Consider the following 19862-nt stretch of genomic DNA (forward strand, 5'->3'; position numbering starts at 1 on the left):
ACGGGTGCGTCTCGTGCTGCTCCTCGCCGGCTCCCTCGCGATCGCGGTGGCCGAGGCCCTCGCCGTGGTGGCCGTCCTGCCCCTGATGGCGCTCGCCACGGGCGCCTCCGCTGAGGACAACAAGGAGCTGCGGATCCTGTCCGGCCTCGTCGGGGACCCGCCCACGTCCACGCTGGCGATCTACGTCGCAGGCCTCGTGCTCGCTGGTTTCGTGGTCAAGGGCCTCGGCTCGATGGCGTTCCGATGGTGGTCCATCGGGTTCATCATGCGTCAGTCGATCCGTACGTCGACAGGGTTGCTGAACTACTACCTCAAGGCGCCCTACGCCATGCACGTCCGGCGAGGCGCGCCGGACCTCCTGCGAGTCCTCAACGAGGGCGCCGGCGGCGTCTACACGGCCGTCGTGCTCGGCTCGGTCTCGGCCGCCACCGAGGCCATCACACTGCTGGCGCTCACCGTCACCCTGCTCGTGGTCAACCCACTCGCGACGCTGCTGGTAGGGGCCTACTTCGCGCTGGCCGCCTGGTTGCTGCAGCGCAGCCTGAAGCGGCGCATCAGGACCGCTGCCACGGTGCTGCTGGAGGAGGCCCGGGTCTCGACCAAGATCACCCTCCAGTCGCTCGGCGGGATCAAGGAGATCCAGCTCCGGCACGAGCAGGACATGATGGTCGACGCCTACCGCGCCAGCCGCACCCGTGCTGCTGCCGCCCAACGGACCAGCTCGTTCCTCGGCGAGCTGCCGAAGTACGTCCTCGAGATCCTCTTCGTCGCCGGCATCGGCCTGATGACGGTGCTGGCCTACGCCCAGAACGACCCGCAGCAGGCCCTCGGCACGATCGCCCTCTTCGGCGTGGCCGGCTTCCGGATCCTGCCGAGCATGGTGCGCTGCCTCGCCTCGCTGACGCTGGTGCGCTCCGGGATCCCGGCGCTCGACCTCGTCGAGGCCGACCTCGCGCTGGCCAACGAGGAGCCGGAGACCGAGCAGGCAGCGGCCTTGCGACTGCCGCTGACCCGCGACCTCGTTCTCGACCGGGTCAGCTTCCGCTACGACGGGTCCGCCCGCGACGTGCTGCGCGAGGTGTCACTGCGCATCCCGGCAGGTTCGTCGGTCGCGTTCGTCGGATCGAGCGGCGCGGGCAAGACCACCCTGGTGGACCTCGTCCTCGGCTTCCACCAGCCCACGAGCGGCGCGATCCTCGCCGACGGCGTCGACGTCCGCGGAGACCTGCCTCGCTGGCGCGCCGGGCTCGCGATGGTGCCGCAGGACGTCTACCTCCTCGACGAGTCGCTGCGCGACAACATCCGCTTCACCGCGGCACCCGCCCCGGAGCCTGACCACGACCTCGACCGCGCGGTGGCGCAGGCGGGCCTGGCCGACGTCGTCACAGGCCTCCCGGACGGGCTCGCGACCGAGGTGGGCGAGCGGGGCGCCCGCATCTCGGGCGGGCAACGGCAGCGCGTCGGGATCGCCCGCGCGCTCTACCGGCGCCCCTCGCTCCTGGTCCTGGACGAGGCGACGTCCGCGCTCGACAACGAGACCGAGCACAAGATCGCGCAGACCATGACAGCGCTGCGGGGCGAGGTGACGCTGCTCGTGGTCGCCCACCGGCTCTCCACGGTCAAGGACTGCGACCTCATCGTGTTCCTCGAGGACGGCCGGATCCGGGCGCAGGGCTCGTTCGCCGAGCTCCGCGAACGCGACGAGGGCTTCGCCCGGCTGGTGGCTCTGGGCTCACTCGACGGCTGAGCCGACCAGGTCGAGGAGGTGCTCCACCCGCGCAGCGAAGTCGTGCTCGAAGCAGTGCTCCTCCATGAAGGCGATGCCCGCCTCGCCGGCCCTCTGCAGCTCCTCCGGCCGCTCGGCCAGCTCCTGGACCTTCCTAGCCAGCAGGTCGTTCCGCCGCAGGGGGACCGTCCAGCCCAGCCCCGCCACGTCCACCAGGTGGCGGAGCGCGACGTTGTCGAAGCCGAGGACCGGCACCCCCATCCCGGCAGACTCGAGGTAGGTGCCCGCGGGGTCGGACTGCACGTGGGGAAGCAGCATCAGGTCGGTCGACCCACTGACCGCGGGGCACCACTCGCTGGCGAAGTCGAGGCTGCCGTGGAACGTGACGTCGGGGGCGTCGGCCCGCAGCCCGGCGAGCATGGGACCGTCGCCGTAGACGTCGAGGGCCACGTCGTGGCCCGCCGCGCGCAGGCGCCGGTGGACCTCGACGGCGTGCTCCGGCCCCTTGATGGGGAGCAGCCGCCCCGAGAAGGCCAGTCGCAGCGTCCCGTCCGGGGTCCGGCCGGCACGGCGCTGCCGGGCCTCCTGCACCTCGGCGAGCCTCAACCGGCTGTCGTAGACGCGCAGCGGAGCGCGGCTGTGCGGGGCGTACGCCTCCCAGGCGACCTGCCCGTTGCACTGCACGCCGTCGGCGCGCGAGACCAGGCGCTGCAGGCGCGGCGTGAGCCGTCGGAAGCCGACCTCGGCCCGCAGCCGGTCGACCGGGCCCACCGGCGAGGCGAGCAGCATCTCCAGGCGGGATCGACCGGTGTGCTCGGCCGCGAGGACGGTCCGGTGCGCGGCCCCGATGAGGTCGGCGTGCCGCTCGTCCAGCGGGAGCACGGCGGCGTCGGTCGCGCGGGACCGCAGCGTCCCGGCGACGTCCGAGGTGGTCACCACGTCGTAGGGGAGGGCGTCCAGGTCGAGGGCCACGGCGCCGAGGTTGGAGTCGTCCGCGACGTCAGCCGGGGTGCCGACGACCGCGACCTCGCCCGGCCACAGCTCGGCATACATCGCCATGCCGTCGGCGAACTTGGCGGTGGTGCGGAACAGGCCGTCGCGCAGGTCCACCGGACCGGGAGGGACCACGACCAGCAGCGGCACCGGGCGAGTGTAGCCGTCAGGACAGGGGCGGGCCGGCCAAGCGGCGGGCGCGCAGCTCACGGTCCAGGGCCCGCCAGAGGTGGACGTGGTCGAAGTGCTCGAGGGCGTGCGCGGTGGACCGTGCGGCCAGCGCGCCCCGACGACCCGGGTCGTCCAGGAGCGCCCGCACGCGCGCCCGCAGACCGTCGGCGTCACCGACCTCGGGCATCTCGGCGGTGACGGTGTCGGTGAAGTAGTCCTCCATCGCTGCCGTGCGGCTGACGACCACGGCGCATCCGGCTGCCGCGGCCTCCATCGCAACGGTCTGGCCCGTGGGGTAGGCGAGGTCGTGGGTCGGGACGACGACGACGCGGGCACGGGCGAGCAGGTCGCGGTACTCCGCGTGCGGGACCGTCCCGAGCACGGTCACCTCCCCGGGGAGGACCTGGTCGGCGAAGCGGTCGGGCGGGGCGACGACCTGCGCCCGGGTGCCCGTTCCGGCCAGGGCGCGCAGGAGCGTCGGGTAGTCGCGTCCGCGGTCCCACCCGACGGACAGGACGTCGATGTCGCGCTCGCGCCCGGCGGCGGTGGCGAGCGCCGTGGTGTCGATGCCGAACGGGAGGAGGGCGAGCCGCGCACGGGGCACCCCGTGAGCGACCAGCACGTCGGCCTGGTTGCTGCTGAAGAAGCCGACGACGTCGCAGGCTGCGAGCATCCGCTGCAGCCGACGGCGGCGCACCTTGTCGGCCGTGCGGAGCTCCTCGGCGGCCCAGCAGAAGATGCCGACGAGCGGGCGCCGGGCCAGGGGGGACCCCGGGACCCGGGATGCCAGCGCGGGGTAGGCGATGTTCGGCTCGAGGTAGGCCAGCACCACATCTGCGCCCCGTGCCGCGCGGAGACCGGGCTGCCCCACCTGCACGCCCCACCGGTGGTGGACCACGTCGCGCACCTTGCCAGGGACGCGGCCGGGCGGCGGGACGACGAGCTCGTAGCCGAGGCCCTCCATCGTCTCGAGCCCGTAGGGCTGCGGCTCGGAGCGTGCAGCGGTGCCGTTGAAGACGAGCAGCCTGGTGGTCACTGGTAGTTCCGCAGCTCGGGCAGGACGCGCTCGTCGTGGAGGACGTGCTGCTGGTGCTTCCAGGTCAGCGGCGCGACGACGTGGGCCAGCACCTCGGTCCACCCGAGCGGGTAGCCCGGGTTGTCCCCGCGCACGTTGCCCGGGTGGGCGGCCAACGCCGCGTCGTTCTCCTCGAGCACCTCGCAGACGCGGTCCCACCACTCCTGGGTGATCGGCGTGCGGCTCCGCGCGACGAGCCCCCCGTAGCCCAGCAGCTGGCGCGACGCCGAGCGCAGGTCCTGCTGCAGGCACCCGCCGACCAGCGGGACGTTGAGACGGTGGCGCTCGGTGTAGCCGAGGAGCCACGCGTCCGAGGCCTCGAGGCGGTCGAAGGCACCGGCCCACGCGTGGAGCGGACGCTTCACGTCGCTGTAGCCGCCACCATGGACGTGCAGGAGGTAGGCCCGCAGCACGTCCGAGCGGTGCACCAGCGACAGGTTCTCGTACTGCGGCGGCAGGGCGAGGTCGGGCACGAGCCACTCGCCCGTGTTCTGGGGCGTCACCAGCACGACCTCGAGGTCGGCGTTGACCCGCCGGATCTCGGCCAGGCTCCTGGCTCGTTGCTCCGACATGTCGTTGTCGCCGGTCCACACGACGAAGATCCGACGCGGCACCGGCTCGCCCAGCTCGACGGGTCGCGCCGGGACCGTCCGTCCGAGCCACGTGTCGGCGTAGTCGTCGGAGGGGAAGGCGCGCGGGCGTCGCTGCCGCCACGCGTGGAGCGGCTCCAGGAGCGGACCGCGCCACTGCGGGAACCCCCAGCGCGCCCGCTTCGCGAACACCGCCGCGTGGTGCTTCGCCGACTGCAGACGACGCACCGTGCCGGGTGGCAGGGCGGACCTCGTGCGCGCAGCGATCCGCGGGACAGGGCTGGGCATGCGCCGATCGTAGTGATCGGGGCTCCGGCCCGGGCTAGGCTGCGCGGCACTCCCGCCGACCAACTCGAGGCCATGACCCCGTCGCACGCCGCACCTGCCAGCCTCCCGACTGCGTCCTCCGACGTCTCGGTGGTCGTCCCGCACTACGGCGACCCGGCTGGCGTGACGGCCCTGGTCGCCCGGCTGCGCGACGAGCCCGGCGTCGCCGAGGTGGTCGTGGTCGACGACTGCTCCCCCGAGCCTCTGGGCCGACTGGAGGGAGCGCAGGTCGTCCGGCGGGCGACCAACGGCGGGTTCGGCGCCGCGGTCAACACCGGCGTCGCCGCCACCCGCGGCGACCTGCTGCTGGTGCTCAACAGCGACGTGGACTTCGAGCCCGGCTTCGTGCGACGACTCGCCACTGCCGCAGCGCCGTGGCAGCCGGCGCTGGCGGGGCCGGCCGTCCGCACCGGTGGCGCCGTCGAGCACACCGCGCGCCGGTTCCCGGCCGCTCGCTACCAGGCCGTCGAGCGGGTCCGCGTGCTCGGCCGCTTCCAGGGCGCCGACTGGTGGGCGCGGTCGATCGGGCAGGACCTCCGTGCCCGTCCCGGCAGCGACCGCCCCGTCGACTGGGTCGCCGGGGTCTGCCTGTTGCTGCCGCGCTCCGCCTTCGACCTCGTCGGAGGGTTCGACGAGCGCTACTTCATGTACGCCGAGGAGGTCGACCTGCAGCGCCGGCTCGCCGACGTCGGGATCCGACGGGTCTACCTCGGCAGCGTCGTTCTCGACCACGTCGGCGGGGCGTCGTCCGACCCCGCGCGTGCGCGCACGTGGCTCGCGCAGTCGCGCACGACGTACGCCGCCAAGTGGGGCGGGCTGGGTCGGTTGAGGGCGCTGCTGACCGGCGTCGCGCTGGTCAACGCCGCCACCGCGGCCGTCCGCCGCGCGGCCGGACGTCCGGTGCACCCGGCACGAGAGCTGGCCGCCGACCTCCGGGACGCGTGGGAGCGACCTCAGCGCGCGAGGTAGTGGCGCCAGACCGAGCGCTCGTCGCGCTCCCCCGGCTCGCCCCACTGGTCGAAGCACTCGACGACGGTGAAGCCGGCGTCACGCAGCTGGGCGACCTGGTCGGGCGGGGAGACGTAGTAGGTGAGCAGGGACCAGTCGTGCGCGTTGTCGTTGACGAGCACGTGGTCGGGCCCGACCACCTCGCGCCGCCGCATGCGGCGCCGCCGCCGGGTGTGGAGCAGGGCGTGAGCGCTCTGCTTGAGCATCGCGCGTCCGGGCCTGCCCGTCTGCCAGGGCAGCTTGCCGAGCAGCGCGTAGTCGCGGTTGTGCGAGGAGAACACGAACGTGCCGCCCGGCACCAGGACGCGGCGCACCTCCGCGAGCACCCGGCGACGACCCTCGTCGGAGACGTAGTCGATGCCGTTGAACGAGAAGAGGACCAGGTCGAAGGACGCGTCACCGAACCGCGACAGGTCGCGCGCGTCGCCCACCGAGACGTCCACCCCGGGGTGACGGGCGCGGCAGGCCCCCACGAGCTCGGGCGAGTAGTCGATGCCGGCGTAGGAGGCGACCCGCGGCGCGAGGTGGCCGGTGGTGCGCCCGGCGCCGACGCCGATGTCGAGCAGCCGCACGCCGGAGAGGTCCCCGACCCGCTCCAGCACCCGGACCTCGCCCTCGTGCAGCTCGTCGTGGGCGGCGTACTCCTCGACGATGCCGGCCCGGCGGTAGGTCGCCTCGTTCAGCCCCTCGAAGTCGCTCACCGGGCCGACCCTATCCGCGTTCCGCCCTACCGTCCGGGCGCCCGCCGATAGAGTCACGCTCCATGACCCGGGCATCGATCGTCGTCCCCTCGCGCGGCGGGTCGGAGCGTCTGCCCGTCCTCATGGAGTCGTTGCGCGCACAGACCGAGCAGGACGTGGAGATGGTCGTCGTGCTCGACGGCGACATCGACGACTCGGCCGCCGTCGTCGCCCGCCACGCCGCCGACCTCCCGGTCCGCTCGATCGTGTTTCCGGAGAACCGCGGTCGTGCGGCCGCGCTCAACGCCGGCTTCTTCGACAGCCGCGGCGACGTGCTGATCCGGGCCGACGACGACCTCGAGCTCGAGCCGGACTTCGTCGCGCACCACGTCCGCCTCCACGAGGAGGCGCGGCGCGGGGTGATCGCGATGTGCCGCGACGTCTTCCCGCCCACCCCGTACGCCCGCGCGTACGGCATCGAGGCCGACGAGGCGATCCGCTCCACCGCGTTCGCCACGCCTCCCGAGCGCACCTGGCAGTGGTGGTCGGGCAACGTGTCGACGACGGCCGACGACTTCCACCGCGTCGGTGGCTACGACGAGGACTTCCGGGCCTACGGCTGGGAGGACATCGAGTGGGGCTACCGGCTGCACCTGCTGGGCCGCGAGATCCTCGTCGCGCCCGGCTTCACGACCCTCCACCACGGACCGGTGACCAGCACGGTCGAGCGTCTCGAGCGTGCCTACGCGTCAGGCGCGGCCTTCGCGAAGTTCGTCGAGAAGCACGGCGACGTGTGGCCGGACTCCACCTCCGAGCGCTCGGTGTGGAACACCCTCGTCGCGGGCGGCGCGCGCCTGGCCACGGCCCGCTCGGTCTCCGCCACCGGCCGAACCCTCGACCGGGTGCTGGACCGACTCCCCCACTACGTCGCGCACAAGCTCGTCGCGCTCGCGCTCCAGGCGTCTGCCCGCGGCGGTCGCACCCGCGGCGGCCGCTGAGTCATGCGGGTCCTCCTCGTCAGCCCGCGCTTCCACGGCTACCACGACGCCATCGCGACGTCCCTCGCCGAGCGCGGGCACCTTGTCACCACCCACCTCTACGACCACCACGGCGGCGTGGCGGGGCGCGGCTGGCACCAGCTGCGCCACCAGCTCCCCCAGAGGCTCGGCGCCGGGAGCCAGGCGCTGGTCCGGGAGCAGACCACCCGTGCGGTCGAGGCGGTGCGCGGGTCCCGCGCCCAGGTCGTCGTGGTCGTCAAGGGCGACACCCTCGGCCCCGACTTCTGGGACGCGATCGACGGTCTGCCGCGGGTGACGTGGCTCTACGACGAGATCCGCCGCACGCAGTGGACCCCCGAGCGCCTCGCCGCCATCGGACCCGTCGCGACGTACTCGGGGCACGACACGACCGACCTGCGGGCGTGCGGTCTCGACGTCCGCCACCTGCCGCTGGCCTTCGACCACCGCCTGGTCCCTGAGCCGACCGCCCTCCGCACCCCCCAGGTCACCTTCGTGGGCGCCCTCTACCCGTCCCGCGAGGCGATCCTCGCGCTCCTGCACGAACGCGGCGTGCCGGTCCGCGCCTACGGCCGGGACTGGTCCTCCCACCCGGTCGACCGCCTGCGCACGTGGCGGGTCGCCACGCCCGACCTCCCGGCGGAGCGTGACGTGTCGCGGGCCCGGGCCTACGACGTGATGACGGCGTCGGCCGCGACCCTCAACCTCCACGGCGACCAGGACGGCTTCACGATGCGCACGTTCGAGGCGGCGGGTGTCGGCGCCGTCGAGCTGGTCGACCGCGACGACGTCGGCAAGCTCTACGAGCCGGGCACCGAGGTGCTCACCTTCTCCGGCGGCGAGGAGCTCGTCGAGCTCTGCCAGCGGGTGCGGGCCGACCGCGACTGGACCGCCGCGATCCGCCGCGCCGCGCGGGCGCGGACCCTGGCCGACCACACCTTCGACCGGCGCGTGGCCGTCCTGGAGGACCTGTGGGCGACGGCCTGAGGCACCCCGCCGACCTCGTCGCCTGGCGTCGCTGGCACGAGTCGCGGCACGCCGTGCGCTTCGCGGTGCGCAGCGCCCGGGCACGTCTACGGCCCCGGGGACCCGAGCTCGTCGAGCTCCACGTCCCGGCCGAGGGGGCGGACCTCCTGGTCGCGGTCGAGGCCACTCACGCGAGCTTCGCCGGCGCTGTCGTCGCCCCCCTGGCCCACCTCCCGGCCGACCGTACGGCCGTCGTGGCACCGGCGGGCTGGACCCCGCCCGACGGGTACGACGGGCACCGGCGGAGCACCGTCTCGCTCGACCGCCTCGCCGGCCTCGTCTCCCCGCGCGCCGTGCTCGCCGCCGGGCACTACACGCCCATCGGTGAGGCGGCGTTCGCGCTCTCCGAGGCGCGGGGGCTGCCGTTCCTGGTGTCGCAGCACGGCGCGCTGACGCCGCACGCCCCTCCCCTGCCACGCGCCGCCCACCTGCTCGCGTGGACCGAGGCCGACGCCGGCTTCTGGACGACGGGGCGCCACGACATCGACGTGACGGTGACGGGCAGCCAGCTGCTGTGGAACGCCGGGCTCGCGACAGCTGCCGAGGCTGCGCCGCCGACCGGCGGAGCCCCCGGACCGCTCACCTACCTCGGCCAGGGCCACGCCGCCGAGGTCTCCCGCGCCCGGCTCGCCCGGGCGGCGCTGTCCACCTGCCGCGAGCACGGCGCGGTCTACCGACCGCACCCCTCCGAGCGCGACGTGACCTCGCGCGCCGTGCTGCGTGCGTTCGATCGCGCTGGCGTCCGGGTGGTCACCGACGGGCCGCCGCTCGTGGAGCTGGTGGCCCCCGTCGTGAGCGTGTTCTCCACCGGCGTGCTCGAGGCGGCGGCCCGCGGACGCGACGCGTGGGTGGACTTCCCGCGACCTCCCGCGTGGCTCGGCGAGTTCTGGGAGCGTTACGGCATGCACCCTCTCGGCGACTCCCCCACGCCCGCGCCCGCCCGCCCGGAGGTCGAGCCGGCACGCCGGGTGGCGCAGGCCGTCGTGGAGGCGGCGTCATGACCCTCTGCGTGATCCCCGCCCGTGGCGGCTCGAAGGGCGTGCCGCGCAAGAACCTGCTCGACGTCGGCGGCAAGCCGCTCATCGCGTGGACGATCGAGCAGGCGCTCGCGACCCCCGGCCTCGACGTCCTGGTCTCGACCGACGACGAGGAGATCGCCGAGGTCGCCCGGTCCGCCGGAGCCTGGGTGCCGTGGCTGCGCCCCGCGGAGCTGGCGCAGGACACCACCCCCACCGAGCCGGTGGTGCGCCACGCCATCGGGGCGGTGACGGCCGAGCGCGGCCGCCCCGACGCCGTGATGCTGCTGCAGGCCACGTCGCCCGTGCGCCACGACGACACCCTGGCGCGGGCGCTCGCGGAGTTCGCCGACACGGGCGTCGACTCGATGGTCGGGGTGGTGGAGCAGCCGCCGTTCATCTGGCAGGCCGGCGACCCGCCCACCGCGGCGTACGACGTCGCCGCCCGCCCCCGGCGCCAGGACCTCACGGACGCCACCCGGCGCTACCGCGAGACCGGTTCGCTCTACGTCACCCGCACCGAGGTCTACGAGCAGCACGACAACCGTCTCGGCGGGCGGATCGGGCTGTTCGTGATGGCTGAGGACGAGGGGATCGACATCGACACCGAGCTCGACGTGGCGCTCGCGGTGCGCCTGCTGACGGGACGTTGAGCCGACTTCCCACGCCCGACGCGCAGGCTGGTTACGGTGGTACACGTACGTACACCGAAGGAAGGCCCCCGCCTTGATCATCGAGCGTGACCTCACGCCGTACGTCGTCTACTCGGGCGACCCGGTCCTGCGCGCCCTGGAGAAGATCACGGCCAACAAGGCCCGCGTCATCTTCCTGGTCGACTCCCACGGTCACCTCGACGGCGTGCTGTCCGACGGTGACTTCCGGCGCTGGGTGAGCAGCGCGGCGAGCCTCACCACCGACGTGCCCGCGATCGAGGCGGCCAACACCGCCCCGCGCAGCCTCCCGGTCGGCAGCAGCCCCGCGGAGATCGCCCACGCGTTCGGCTCGGGCATCGACCACGTCGCGCTCGTCGTCGAGCGCGGCCACCTGGTCGCCGTCGCGATCAACCGCGCCGACGAGCTGCGCATCGGCAGGCACGTCGTCGCGCCCGACGCTCCCGCGCTGCTGATCTCCGAGATCGGCATCAACCACCAGGGCGAGGTGTCGCTGGCCAAGCAGCTCGTCGACCTCTCGGTCGAGGCGGGCGCCGACGTCGTGAAGTTCCAGCTGCGCGACATGGACTCGCTCTACCGCCAGGGGTCCTCGGGCTCGGGCGGGGAGGACCTCGGCCCGCAGTACACCCTCGACCTGCTCGCGAAGTACAACCTCGACGCCGACGGCCTCTTCGAGGTCTTCGACCACTGCAAGGACGTCGGCATCGAGGTCATGTGCACCGCGTGGGACCCGGTGAGCGTCGACCGCCTCGTCGACTACGGCATCACCTCGCTCAAGGTCGCCTCGGCCGACATGACCAACCACGCCCTGCTGCGCCACATGGCCGCCACCGGCACGCCGATGGTGATCTCCACCGGCATGTCCACCGAGGGCGAGATCCGCGAGACCGTCGAGGTCGTGCGCAGCACCGGCGTCGCGCACGCCTTCCTGCACTGCCAGTCGACCTACCCCGCGCCGTTCAAGGACATCAACCTCGCCTACCTGACCCGGCTCGCCGAGCTCACCCAGGCGCCGGTCGGCTACTCCGGCCACGAGCGCGGGTTCCACGTGCCGGTCGCCGCGGTCGCGCTGGGCGCGCGGATCATCGAGAAGCACTTCACCATCGACCGCGGGCTCGAGGGCAACGACCACAAGGTCAGCCTGCTGCCCGAGGAGTTCAAGGAGATGGTGCAGCGGGTCCGCGAGGTCGAGGAGGCGCTCGGGACCAACGCCCCGCGTGCGGTGTCCACCGGCGAGATGATGAACCGCGTCAACCTCGCCAAGTCGCTGGTCGCCGCCCGCCGCATCGAGGTCGGCGAGGTGCTCACCGACGCCGACGTCGACATCAAGAGCCCCGGCCGCGGCCTCCAGCCCAACGCGTACGACCGGCTCGTGGGCCGCACGACGACCCGCGCGCTCGACGCGGGCGACTTCTTCTACGCCACCGACCTCGGCGACGCGGCGCCGAGGGGTCGCGCCTACGACTTCCGCCGCCCGTGGGGCCTGGCCGTCCGCTACCACGACATCGACGCGATGACGAAGGACACCACCCCCGACTTCCTCGAGTTCCACTTCTCCTACAAGGACCTCGACCTCCCGGTCGCCGACGTGTTCGCGAAGTACGACGGCGGCCTCCCGATGGGCTTCACCACCCACTCGCCCGACCTGTTCGCCGGCGACTTCCTGCTCAACCTCGCCTCCGAGGACGATGTCCACTGGGAACGCTCGATCCGCGAGCTCCAGCGGGTCGTCGACACGACGCGGGAGATGCAGCAGCACTTCACCAGGCACGCCGACGCGAAGGGCGCCACCGAGGGTCCGGTGATCGTCGCCAGCCTCGGCGGCTTCACCACCGACGCCTTCGTGGCCCCCGCGGAGCGCGAGCGGATGTACGCCCGGGTGGCCGAGGGCCTGGCCCGCGTCGACGACTCCGGCGTGCGCCTGTGTGCCCAGACCCTGCCGCCGTACCCCTGGTACATGGGCGGCCAGCTCTACTGCAACCTCTTCGTCGACCCGCGCGACACCGCGGCCTTCGCGGAGCAGTTCGACCGGCGCCTGTGCTTCGACGTCTCCCACTCCAAGCTGTCGGCCAACTACCTCGGCATGTCCTTCGCCGAGGCGACCGACCTCCTCGCACCCCACACCGAGCACCTCCACCTCGTGGACGCGACCGGCGTCGACGGCGAGGGCGTCCAGGTCGGCGACGGCGAGATCGACTGGGCGGTCCTGGCCCAGCAGCTCGACGCCATGTCGCCGGGGGTGAGCTTCATCCCGGAGATCTGGCAGGGCCACGTCAACGACGGCGAGGGCTTCTGGATCGCCCTGGAGCGGTTGGAGCAATGGTTCTGACCGCACCCACGGCCCTGTGGGTCGTCCCGGTCAGCAACCTGGCCGGGGTCGCGCGCCACGTCCTCGACGTGGCGGGCGCCGGCATCCCCGGCTGGCAGCTCGTGTTCCTCACGCCGCCCGGCGACCTGCCGCAGGCGCTGCGCGAGCGGGGCGCCGCCGTCGTCGAGGAGCCGTTCGGTCCCGACCACGGCACCCGGGCGTCGGTCGCCTCCCTGCGCCACGCCGTACGCACCCTCCGGCCGGCGGTCGTGCACAGCCACCTCTCGCACGCCGACGTCGTGGCGGCGCTGGCCGTCGGACCCCGCGGGCCCCGCCTGGTGACCACCGAGCACGGCATCGCGCGCGACGACCTCGTCTACCACCGCTCGGCCGCGAAGGCCCGGGCGATGGCGGCGGTGCACGCGGCGCGGCTCAGGCGGTTCGACGCCGTCATCGCCGTGAGCCGGGCGACCGCAGCGGCGATGCATGACAAGTGGCACCCGCGCACCCCGGTCACGGTCATCCCGAACGGTGTCGACCCCGTCGAGGTGGCCACCCCGCCCCGCGACGGGCTACGGATCCTGTCGCTGGCGCGCCTGGCTCCGGAGAAGCGCCTGCCGGCGCTCGTCGACGGGTTCGCCGTCCTGCACGAGCGTCATCCCGAGGCACGCCTGACCCTCGCGGGGACGGGCGAGGAGGAGCGGGCGCTGCGTGCGCACGTCACCTCGCGCGGCCTCGACGACGTCGTCACCCTGCCCGGCTTCGCCGACCCCGGCGCGGCCATGGCCGAGCACGACGTCGTCGCCATGCTCTCGGTGTGGGAGAACTGCTCCTACGCCCTGCTCGACGCGGCCGCACGCGGCCTCGGCGTGGTCGCCAGCGACGTCGGCGGCAACCCCGAGCTGCTGCCGTCGCGCTGCCTGGTCGACCCCGGCGACGCGGGTGCCGTCGCGACGGCGCTCGAGCAGCAGGGACTGGCCCGTGCGACCCGGCCCGGCCTGGTGGGATGGCCGACGGTCGCGGACATGTGCGAGCGGATCGCCGATGTCTACGCCCCGTTCGAGGCCCGCCGGTGAAGCGCGTCGAGTCCCCGTGGGACCTGCCCGACCGCACCGTCGAGCGGGCCGACGAGGCGGACCGCGAGATCCGGCTCTCCGACTTCCTGCTGATGGCCGTGCTGCCGTTCCGCGCGTTGGAGGTGGCCGGGTTCCCGGTCAACGAGCTCGCCATGGCCGCCCTCGTCGGGCTGTGCCTGTTCCGTCCGGCGCGGGGCAGCGCCAAGGTGCCCGAGGCGGTCATCCTCCTCCTCGGCTTCCTCGTCACGCTGCTCGTCTACTCCGGTGTCGCCAACCAGGTCGACTGGACCCGTCGGGTCGGCCACGTCGTCATCCTGTGCGGCCTGGTCTGGGCCGGGAGCACCGGGCGCCTGTCGCTGCGCTCGACGGGCGCCGGCCTGGGCGCAGGGCTCGTCGCCGCGGTCGCGCTGGCCGTCACCGGCATCGGCGGCGGCGGCTACTCCGGGCGGCTCACCGGCTACCTCGCCGACCCCAACGCCGGGGCGTACTTCCTCGCGGTGCTGGGCGTGCTCGCGGTCTTCCTCGCCGACGAGCGCTGGAAGGTGCGCGCCGCGATCGCGGCACCGATCGTGCTCGGCCTGGTGCTCACCTACTCCCGCACGGGGCTCCTCGCCGCGGCCTTCGCGCTCGCCTGGATGGCCTTCGGCCGGCGCCTCGGCATCGCGGGCGGGGGCCTCGCGGTCGCCGGTCTCGTCTGGCTCGTCGGCAACATCCCCGACGACGTGCAGACCTTCGGCCCGTTCTCCAACCGCTCCGGCAGCGACGCGCTCCGCGAGCGGATCATCTCCCAGGAGCGCGTCGAGATCGCGGGTGCGCCGTGGTACGGCCACGGTCCCGGCACGGCGAAGGTCCGGATCCAGGACCTCGAGTTCTTCTTCCACAACAGCTACCTCGCGACCCGGCAGGAGGGCGGCTGGGGCGCGCTCCTCCTGGTGCTCGCGCTGCTGGCCTTCGCCTTCCTCCGGCTGTCGGCGCGCTCGCGGCGCGGCGACCTCGTCGCGGCCGCCGCCCAGGCCGCCATCATCGGCGTCGCCGTGATGGCCGTGACCCTCGGCGAGGTCCTGCTCGACACCCCGATGGCGATCGCGGTCGCCGTCGCGCTCGGCCGTGCGCTGCGCGACGGACCGGAAGGCGCGCCCGATGGCTGAGCCTGTGCACCTCGTGGCGAACAACCCCGACCTCGGCGGCGGCGAACGGATGCTCCTTCGGCACGCGGAGGCGTTGAGCGCGCTCGGGCGGGAGGTCGACGTCGTGACCGCCGAGGGCGAGCTCGCCGCCACGGCGAGGGCGGAGGGCTTCGACGTACGCCTCGTCGGTGCGCCGGCCCGACCGGCCTACATCCGCGCACTGCGGGCCTGGGACCGGGGACGCAGCGGCCTGCTGTGGTGCCACGGCCTCGTGCCGGCCCTCGCGACCGCCGGGCACCGGCGCCGGATCGTCCATCTGCACCAGCAGCCCCAGTCGCACCCCCAGGCCGTCGCGCTGCTCCTCGCCCGACGCCCGGCTCTCAGCGTCGTCGTCCCCTCCGTCGCGATGACCCGCGACGTCCGGGGCTCCCGGGCCCACCTGAACTGGACCGAGGACCTGCCGCTGCTGCCGCGCCCGGACGCCTCGGGGTCGCTTCGCCTCGGCTTCCTGGGCCGTCTGACGACCGAGAAGGGCCTCCACCTGCTCGCCCGCGCCGCCGGCCGGCTGGCCGAAGGCGGACACGAGGTGGAGCTGATCGTGGGCGGCGACGACCGGCACGTGCCGCAGGAGCGCCGCGACGCCGTGCTCCGCGCCCTGGACGACACCTCGGCCCGGGTCACGATGCTCGGCCACGTCGAGCGCGCCGACGTGCTCGCCCATGTCGACCTCGTCGTCTTCCCCAGCGTGGCCGCCGAGCCGTTCGGTCTGGTCATCGCGGAAGCGATGGCCAGCGGCGTGCCGTTCGTGATCTCCGACGCCGGCGCGATGCCCGAGGTGGCCGGGCCCGACCACCCCTGGATCGCGCGCCACGGCGACGTCGACGACCTGGCGAGGGTCCTGGAGGCCGCCCTGTCGACCGACGCCGATGCAGTACGGGCCGTGACCGATCGAGCACGACGGCGTTGGGAGGCCGAGTACTCCCCGCGGGCCGGCCGCGAGCGCGTACGCCGCCTTCTCGAGGAGCTGGACCGATGACCCGCGCACACGTGGCGATCGCCCACGACTACCTCACGCAGCGGGGTGGCGCCGAGCGCGTGGTCCTCACCCTGATGCGCGCCTTCCCGGAGGCCGCGGTGCACACGACGCTCTACGACCCCAAGGGCACCTACCCCGAGTTCGCACAGGCCGACGTGCGGGTCTCGCCCCTCAACCGGGTCAGCGCCTTCCGTCGCGACCACCGGCTGGCGCTCCCGCTCCTCGCCCCTGCGGCGTCCCGGCTGCGGATCGACGCAGACGTCGTCGTGGCATCCAGCAGTGGCTGGGCTCACGGGTTCGAGACCGCGGACCGCACGCGCACGGTGGTCTACTGCCACAACCCCGCGCGCTGGCTCTACCAGACCGACGAGTACCTCGGCGGGCGCGCGTGGCGCTCACCGCTCGGGCCGCCGGTCATGGCGATGCGCCCCTTCCTCAAGCGCTGGGACCGTGAGCGGGCCGACCGCGTCGATGTCTATCTCGCCAACAGCCGCGTCGTGCAGCGCCGGATCCGCGAGACCTATGGTCGCGACGCCGAGCTGCTGCCGCCCCCGCACGGGATGGACGCCTCCGCACCCCGGGAACCGGTTCCCGAGCTGGACGGGTGGGAGCCCGGCTACGCCCTCGTCGTGTCGCGTCTGCTGCCCTACAAGAACGTCGATGCCGTGATCGAGGCAGTCCGCGGGACCGGGCGGCGACTCGTCGTGGTCGGCCGGGGTCCTGAAGAGGCGCGACTTCGCGCAACCCTGCCCGACAACGCCCGCCTCCTCGGCGGGCTCAGCGACGCCCAGCTGCGCGCGGTGTACGGCGACGCCGGCGTTCTCGTCGCTGCCAGCCACGAGGACTTCGGCCTGGCCCCGCTCGAGGCCGCGGCCTTCGGGGTGCCGGCCGTGGCCCTGCGCGGGGGCGGCTTCCTCGAGACGGTCATCGAGGAGGAGACCGGCGTGTTCTTCGACCGCCCCGACCCCGACCTCATTGCCGCTGGACTGGCCAGGGCGGACCAGGTCACGTGGGACCCCGCCCGGCTGCGGGCTCGGTCGGAGGAGTTCGGTGAGGGTCGCTTCATCGAGCGGATCCGCACCGTCGCACTCGAGGAAGGTGGGACGGGGTGACCATGCGACCCGAGGGCAAGCGCCTGCACCCGTGGCTCGTCGGGGTGGTCGACCTGCTGATGATCAGCATCGCCACCGTGCTGGCGCTGCGCTTCCGCCTCACGTTGTCGGTGTTCTCCGCGGCCGGCGACGTGCTCGAGAACACCGCGCTGGCCAGCCTGTTCTTCGTCGCGACGTGGCTGGTCATGCTGGCCTTCTTCGGGGCCTACGAGCGCGACGTCTTCGGGGCCGGCACCGAGGAGTTCAAGCTCGTCGTCAACGCCTCCTTCTTCACCGGTGCGCTCGTCGCGACGATGGCCTTCCTGATGCAGTACCCGCTCTCGCGCGGGTTCTTCGTGCTGTTCTTCACGATCGGCGTCGCCCTGCTCCTCGTCGGGCGGCTGTTCACCCGCCGGGTGATCCAGCGGCTGCGCAACGCAGGCCACTTCACCGAGAAGGTGCTGCTCGTGGGCAGCCCGATCTACATCGCCGAGGTCAGCCAGGTGCTGGCCCGCGAGTCGTGGCTCGGCTACGAGGTCATGGGGTGCCTGGTGCCGGGGGTCCACGCGGAGACGGCGAGCACCACCACGGGCGTGCCGGTCCTCGGGCTCATCGAGGACGTCCGCTCGGTGGTCGACGAGGTCTCCCCCGACATCGTCTTCTTCACCGCCGGGGCGGTGAAGTCGTCCACGCAGCTGCGCCGCCTGGCGTGGGAGCTCGAGGACAACGCCCACGTGCAGATCATCGTGGCCCCCAACGTCACCGACGTCTCCAGCGAGCGGGTCCGGATCCGGCCCGTCGCCGGCCTCCCGCTGATGCACCTGGGTCGGTCGCGCTCGCAGCTGGCCTCCAACGACGCGAAGCGCGCGTTCGACGTCGTGGGCGCCCTGCTGGTGCTGCTGCTCGTGTGGCCCGTCCTGCTCGGGCTGATGATCTGGATCCGGCGCGACGACGGTGGCCCGGCCCTGTTCCGCCAGACCCGCGTGGGCCGCGAGGGCCGCGAGTTCACCTGCCTCAAGCTGCGCTCGATGGCGGTGGACGCCGAGGCACGCCTGGCCGCGATGGAGGCGCGCGACCACGTGCTCTTCAAGAGCACCGACGACCCGCGCATCACCCGGCCCGGCCGCTTCATCCGGCGCTTCTCGCTCGACGAGCTGCCCCAGCTGGTCAACGTGCTCCGCGGCGACATGAGCCTGGTCGGTCCGCGCCCGCCGCTTCCGACCGAGGTCGAGCAGTACGAGGACGACATGCTGCGCCGCCTCAACGTGCTGCCCGGCATGACCGGCCTGTGGCAGGTCTCGGGGCGCTCCGACCTCTCGTGGGAGGACACGGTGCGCCTCGACCTCTACTACGTCGACAACTGGTCGATGGTGCAGGACCTGCTGATCCTGGCGCGCACGGTCACCGCGGTGCTCGCCAGCCGCGGGGCGTACTGACCCCGCACCGGGCGCAGCGGCTCAGCCCTTGAGGGACTTCACGAGCTTGCGGCGGCCCTTGCCGGCGGTGGAGTACTTCTGGCGGGTCTCCTCCTCGGCCCTGTAGCCGCCGTAGCCGCCGTAGCCCCCGTAGCCGCCGTAGGCGATCGCGGTGGCGCCCTTGACCGGGGCCTTGTTGAGCACGACGCCGAGCAGCCGGCTGCCGACCTGGTCGAGGATGCGCCGGCAGTGCTGGCTCTGCTCGATCTGGGTCTTGCCGGCGGCCTGCACGAGCAGCGCGCCGTCGCAGAACGCCGACAGCAGCCCGGCGTCGGTGACCGGCAGCAGCGGCGGCGCGTCGAGGATCACGAGGTGGTCCTGGGCGAGGTCGTCGATGAACTGCTTCATCCGCAGCGAGCCCAGGAGCTCGCTGGGGTTGGGCGGGATGCGACCGGCGGGCAGCAGCCGCAGGTTGGCCAGGCCGGAGTCGACGATCACGTCGCGCACCTCGACGTCGCCGGCGAGCGCCTGGGTCAGGCCCACCGCGCCGTCGATCTCGAACGTGCTGGCGATCATCGGGCGACGCAGGTCGGCGTCGACGAGCAGCACGGGCGTGCCGGCCTGCGCGACCAGGCGCGCGATGTTGGAGGAGACGGTGGACTTGCCCTCACCGGCGAGGGCGGAGGTCACCACGATCTTGCGCGGCTCGTTGTCGACGTCGACGAAGCGCAGGTTGGTGCGGAGCTGGCGGAACGCCTCGGCCGCGCGGCCCAGGTCGCCGCGCACCCCGCGGTGGCCGCGGTCGAGCGCGTCCTCCTTGGGGATGATGCCGAGCACGGAGGCCCCGGTGGCGTCCTCGACGTGCTTGACCGAGCGGACCCGTCGGTCGATGAGGCGGCGTGCGATGAGGAAGGCGTAGGCCAGGCCGAGGCCGCCCGCAGCGCCCTTCATCGCAGCCTTGCGGTAGTCGGGGGTGAAGGGTGCGCCGGGCAGCTGGGCCGGCGAGACCGGCACGATGCGGGTCAGCGGGTCCTGCTTGGGGTTCGCCTCGCCCGTGTCGACCTCCTGGGCGTACTCGACGACGGCGTCGACGACGCTGGTCGCGAGGTCGCGCGCCTCTTCGGGGGTGCTGCCGATGGCGGTGACGGTGAGGGCGTTGACGTCGGCGTTGACCGTGGCGGAGAAGCGGCCGGCGATCTCCGCGGGCGGGACGTCGAGGCCGAGGTCCTCCACGACCTTCTCGGCCACGGGCTCGGAGTTGACGAGGAAGGCGTAGAGCCCCGCCTTCTCCTCCGCCAGCGCCGAGTTGCCCTGCTCCTCGCCGGCGCTGGTCGCGTTGCCGACGACGACGAGGCCCGACGAGGTCGCGGAGTAGAGCACCGGGTCGCGGGTGGTCTTGGCCATCATGAGCAGCGCGCCGAGGACCGTGCAGCCGACCAGCACCCACACGTAGGCGCGGGTCAGCCGCACGAAGTCCGCGAACGTCATGCCCGCGAGTCTAGGGCGTGCG

Annotated in this window: 17 protein-coding genes; 12 read left to right on the forward strand and 5 right to left on the reverse strand. The window is 73.3% G+C overall.

The window, feature by feature from the left end:
• A partial coding sequence (locus ACFFJG_RS07005) for an ABC transporter ATP-binding protein (RefSeq protein ID WP_378517882.1) occupies positions 1-1747 on the forward strand: 1747 nt, incomplete at its 5' end.
• On the opposite strand, the gene ACFFJG_RS07010 is transcribed toward ACFFJG_RS07005, so the two are convergent.
• The 3 genes from ACFFJG_RS07010 to ACFFJG_RS07020 are packed head-to-tail and all read right to left on the reverse strand — an operon-like array spanning position 1733 to position 4843.
• Positions 1733-2869 carry a glycosyltransferase family 4 protein gene (locus tag ACFFJG_RS07010; protein WP_378517883.1) on the reverse strand — a complete coding sequence of 379 codons (1137 nt, stop codon included), beginning with the start codon at positions 2867-2869 and terminating at the stop codon, positions 1733-1735. The two genes, ACFFJG_RS07005 and ACFFJG_RS07010, sit on opposite strands and share 15 nt — an antisense overlap.
• Positions 2870-2885: 16 nt before the next feature.
• Positions 2886-3926 carry a glycosyltransferase family protein gene (locus ACFFJG_RS07015; protein ID WP_378517884.1) on the reverse strand — a complete coding sequence of 347 codons (1041 nt, stop codon included), beginning with the start codon at positions 3924-3926 and terminating at the stop codon, positions 2886-2888.
• Positions 3923-4843: a glycosyltransferase family 32 protein gene (locus ACFFJG_RS07020; RefSeq protein ID WP_378517885.1), complete on the reverse strand. Its 921-nt coding sequence runs from the start codon at positions 4841-4843 to the stop codon at positions 3923-3925. Before ACFFJG_RS07020 ends, ACFFJG_RS07015 begins: the two co-directional genes overlap by 4 nt.
• Positions 4844-4915: 72 nt before the next feature.
• Between ACFFJG_RS07020 and ACFFJG_RS07025 the strand changes: the two genes are divergently transcribed.
• Complete coding sequence (locus ACFFJG_RS07025; RefSeq protein WP_378517886.1) at positions 4916-5851, forward strand: glycosyltransferase family 2 protein; 936 nt, start codon at positions 4916-4918, stop codon at positions 5849-5851.
• Here ACFFJG_RS07025 and ACFFJG_RS07030 read toward each other — a convergent pair.
• Complete coding sequence (locus tag ACFFJG_RS07030) at positions 5836-6591, reverse strand: class I SAM-dependent methyltransferase (protein WP_378517887.1); 756 nt, start codon at positions 6589-6591, stop codon at positions 5836-5838. The genes ACFFJG_RS07025 and ACFFJG_RS07030 overlap by 16 nt on opposite strands.
• Before the next feature lie 62 nt (positions 6592-6653).
• On the opposite strand from ACFFJG_RS07030, the gene ACFFJG_RS07035 reads away from it, so the two are divergent.
• The 10 genes from ACFFJG_RS07035 to ACFFJG_RS07080 all read left to right on the forward strand — a co-directional run bounded on the left by ACFFJG_RS07035 (position 6654) and on the right by ACFFJG_RS07080 (position 18373).
• A complete protein-coding gene (locus ACFFJG_RS07035; RefSeq protein WP_378517888.1) occupies positions 6654-7568 on the forward strand; it encodes a glycosyltransferase family 2 protein in 915 nt (304 codons plus the stop codon).
• 3 nt (positions 7569-7571) lie between these two features.
• Positions 7572-8573, forward strand: coding sequence for a CgeB family protein (locus ACFFJG_RS07040; RefSeq protein WP_378517889.1), 1002 nt, complete (start codon positions 7572-7574; stop codon positions 8571-8573).
• A complete protein-coding gene (locus ACFFJG_RS07045) occupies positions 8558-9613 on the forward strand; it encodes a prephenate dehydrogenase (RefSeq protein WP_378517890.1) in 1056 nt (351 codons plus the stop codon). The genes ACFFJG_RS07040 and ACFFJG_RS07045 overlap by 16 nt, the downstream gene beginning before the upstream one ends.
• The gene (locus ACFFJG_RS07050) at positions 9610-10281 is read left to right on the forward strand and encodes an acylneuraminate cytidylyltransferase family protein (RefSeq protein WP_378517891.1); all 672 of its coding nucleotides are present in this window, start codon (positions 9610-9612) and stop codon (positions 10279-10281) included. The genes ACFFJG_RS07045 and ACFFJG_RS07050 overlap by 4 nt, the downstream gene beginning before the upstream one ends.
• A gap of 73 nt (positions 10282-10354) precedes the next feature.
• The gene (locus ACFFJG_RS07055; RefSeq protein ID WP_378517892.1) at positions 10355-12628 is read left to right on the forward strand and encodes an N-acetylneuraminate synthase family protein; all 2274 of its coding nucleotides are present in this window, start codon (positions 10355-10357) and stop codon (positions 12626-12628) included.
• On the forward strand, positions 12619-13683 hold the full coding sequence (locus tag ACFFJG_RS07060; protein WP_378517893.1) for a glycosyltransferase family 4 protein: 1065 nt from the start codon (positions 12619-12621) through the stop codon (positions 13681-13683). Before ACFFJG_RS07055 ends, ACFFJG_RS07060 begins: the two co-directional genes overlap by 10 nt.
• Positions 13680-14831 (forward strand): O-antigen ligase family protein, encoded by a 1152-nt coding sequence (locus ACFFJG_RS07065; RefSeq protein WP_378517894.1) that lies wholly within the window; start codon positions 13680-13682, stop codon positions 14829-14831. Before ACFFJG_RS07060 ends, ACFFJG_RS07065 begins: the two co-directional genes overlap by 4 nt.
• A complete protein-coding gene (locus ACFFJG_RS07070) occupies positions 14824-15846 on the forward strand; it encodes a glycosyltransferase family 4 protein (protein ID WP_378517895.1) in 1023 nt (340 codons plus the stop codon). Before ACFFJG_RS07065 ends, ACFFJG_RS07070 begins: the two co-directional genes overlap by 8 nt.
• Complete coding sequence (locus tag ACFFJG_RS07075; protein ID WP_378517896.1) at positions 15843-16958, forward strand: glycosyltransferase; 1116 nt, start codon at positions 15843-15845, stop codon at positions 16956-16958. The genes ACFFJG_RS07070 and ACFFJG_RS07075 overlap by 4 nt, the downstream gene beginning before the upstream one ends.
• A 2-nt stretch (positions 16959-16960) precedes the next feature.
• Positions 16961-18373 carry a sugar transferase gene (locus tag ACFFJG_RS07080; RefSeq protein ID WP_378519462.1) on the forward strand — a complete coding sequence of 471 codons (1413 nt, stop codon included), beginning with the start codon at positions 16961-16963 and terminating at the stop codon, positions 18371-18373.
• 21 nt (positions 18374-18394) lie between these two features.
• Here ACFFJG_RS07080 and ACFFJG_RS07085 read toward each other — a convergent pair whose 3' ends face one another.
• Positions 18395-19840, reverse strand: a complete 1446-nt coding sequence (locus ACFFJG_RS07085; RefSeq protein ID WP_378517897.1) for a tyrosine-protein kinase domain-containing protein — start codon at positions 19838-19840, stop codon at positions 18395-18397.
• Between the last annotated feature and the right edge of the window lie 22 nt (positions 19841-19862).

This window comes from Nocardioides zeicaulis, from assembly GCF_042432345.1.
In the GTDB taxonomy this organism is placed as follows: domain Bacteria; phylum Actinomycetota; class Actinomycetes; order Propionibacteriales; family Nocardioidaceae; genus Nocardioides; species Nocardioides zeicaulis.